General features: G+C 51.6%; 12 tRNA genes. All 12 read right to left on the reverse strand.

From position 1 onward, the window contains the following. Window positions 1-2: 2 nt before the first annotated feature. The 12 genes from ADU24_RS15555 to ADU24_RS15610 all read right to left on the reverse strand — a co-directional run bounded on the left by ADU24_RS15555 (window position 3) and on the right by ADU24_RS15610 (window position 1,230). A tRNA-Ser gene (locus ADU24_RS15555) sits at window positions 3-95 on the reverse strand. Window positions 96-117: 22 nt separating this feature from the next. Continuing rightward, a tRNA-Ile gene (locus ADU24_RS15560) sits at window positions 118-191 on the reverse strand. Between the two features lie 146 nt (window positions 192-337). Next, a tRNA-Met gene (locus tag ADU24_RS15565) sits at window positions 338-414 on the reverse strand. Window positions 415-438: 24 nt separating this feature from the next. Further along, window positions 439-514 (reverse strand) — tRNA-Ala (locus tag ADU24_RS15570). 11 nt (window positions 515-525) lie between these two features. Continuing rightward, a tRNA-Pro gene (locus ADU24_RS15575) sits at window positions 526-602 on the reverse strand. A gap of 9 nt (window positions 603-611) precedes the next feature. Further along, a tRNA-Arg gene (locus ADU24_RS15580) sits at window positions 612-688 on the reverse strand. Between the two features lie 11 nt (window positions 689-699). Then, a tRNA-Leu gene (locus tag ADU24_RS15585) sits at window positions 700-788 on the reverse strand. A gap of 10 nt (window positions 789-798) precedes the next feature. Beyond that, window positions 799-873 (reverse strand) — tRNA-Gly (locus tag ADU24_RS15590). 10 nt (window positions 874-883) lie between these two features. Further along, window positions 884-965 (reverse strand) — tRNA-Leu (locus ADU24_RS15595). An 8-nt stretch (window positions 966-973) separates the two neighbouring features. Continuing rightward, window positions 974-1,049: transfer RNA gene (locus tag ADU24_RS15600), tRNA-Lys, on the reverse strand. Window positions 1,050-1,054: 5 nt separating this feature from the next. Then, window positions 1,055-1,130 (reverse strand) — tRNA-Thr (locus ADU24_RS15605). 24 nt (window positions 1,131-1,154) lie between these two features. Next, a tRNA-Val gene (locus tag ADU24_RS15610) sits at window positions 1,155-1,230 on the reverse strand. Window positions 1,231-1,247: the final 17 nt, after the last annotated feature.

The raw sequence follows: 1,247 nt of genomic DNA on the forward strand, positions 1-1,247 counted from the left end.
AATGGCGGAGGAAGAGGGATTCGAACCCCCGCGCGGTTTAACCCGCCTGTCGGTTTTCAAGACCGATCCCTTCAGCCAGACTTGGGTATTCCTCCATTTATTATAAAAGGTATCAGATGGACCTTGTAGGACTCGAACCTACGACCGGACGGTTATGAGCCGTCTGCTCTAACCAGCTGAGCTAAAGGTCCATATTACACATTCACTATAAGAATTCATCTCAGAATTGTCTGTCCTCATCTCGGAAAGCTTATTCAAGCAGCACACTCGATGAGTACAACTCGAAGCCTTGCTCGTTGCTCTAAACACCTGAGCTAAAGGTCCAGCATAACAATATTGGTAGCGGCGGAGGGGATCGAACCCCCGACCTTACGGGTATGAACCGTACGCTCTAGCCAGCTGAGCTACACCGCCAAAGTATATAAGTAATGTTATGAATGGTGGAGCCTAGCGGGATCGAACCGCTGACCTCCTGCGTGCAAAGCAGGCGCTCTCCCAGCTGAGCTAAGGCCCCTTTTTTCAAAATGGTCGGGAAGACAGGATTCGAACCTGCGACCCCTTGGTCCCAAACCAAGTGCTCTACCAAGCTGAGCTACTTCCCGAAATCTATATGGCGCGCCCGAAAGGAGTCGAACCCATAACCTTCTGATCCGTAGTCAGACGCTCTATCCAATTGAGCTACGGGCGCATAATATTAAGTGGTGCCGAGGACCGGAATCGAACCGGTACGGTAGTCACCTACCGCAGGATTTTAAGTCCTGTGCGTCTGCCAGTTCCGCCACCCCGGCGGAATGTCATTGGAGCGGAAGACGGGATTCGAACCCGCGACCCCCACCTTGGCAAGGTGGTGTTCTACCACTGAACTACTTCCGCGAAATAATAATGCGGGTGAAGGGAGTCGAACCCCCACGCCTCGCGGCGCCAGATCCTAAGTCTGGTGCGTCTGCCAATTCCGCCACACCCGCATATTAAATGGTGAGCCATGAAGGACTCGAACCTTCGACCCTCTGATTAAAAGTCAGATGCTCTACCGACTGAGCTAATGGCTCAAAAATGGTGCCGGCTAGAGGACTTGAACCCCCAACCTACTGATTACAAGTCAGTTGCTCTACCAATTGAGCTAAACCGGCATAAAATAATGGTAATATACTATATGGTGGAGGATGACGGGATCGAACCGCCGACCCTCTGCTTGTAAGGCAGATGCTCTCCCAGCTGAGCTAATCCTCCATAATAAATGCCTGGCA

The sequence above is a fragment of the Bacillus sp. FJAT-27245 genome, from assembly GCF_001273955.1.
GTDB lineage: Bacteria > Bacillota > Bacilli > Bacillales > Cytobacillaceae > Bacillus_D.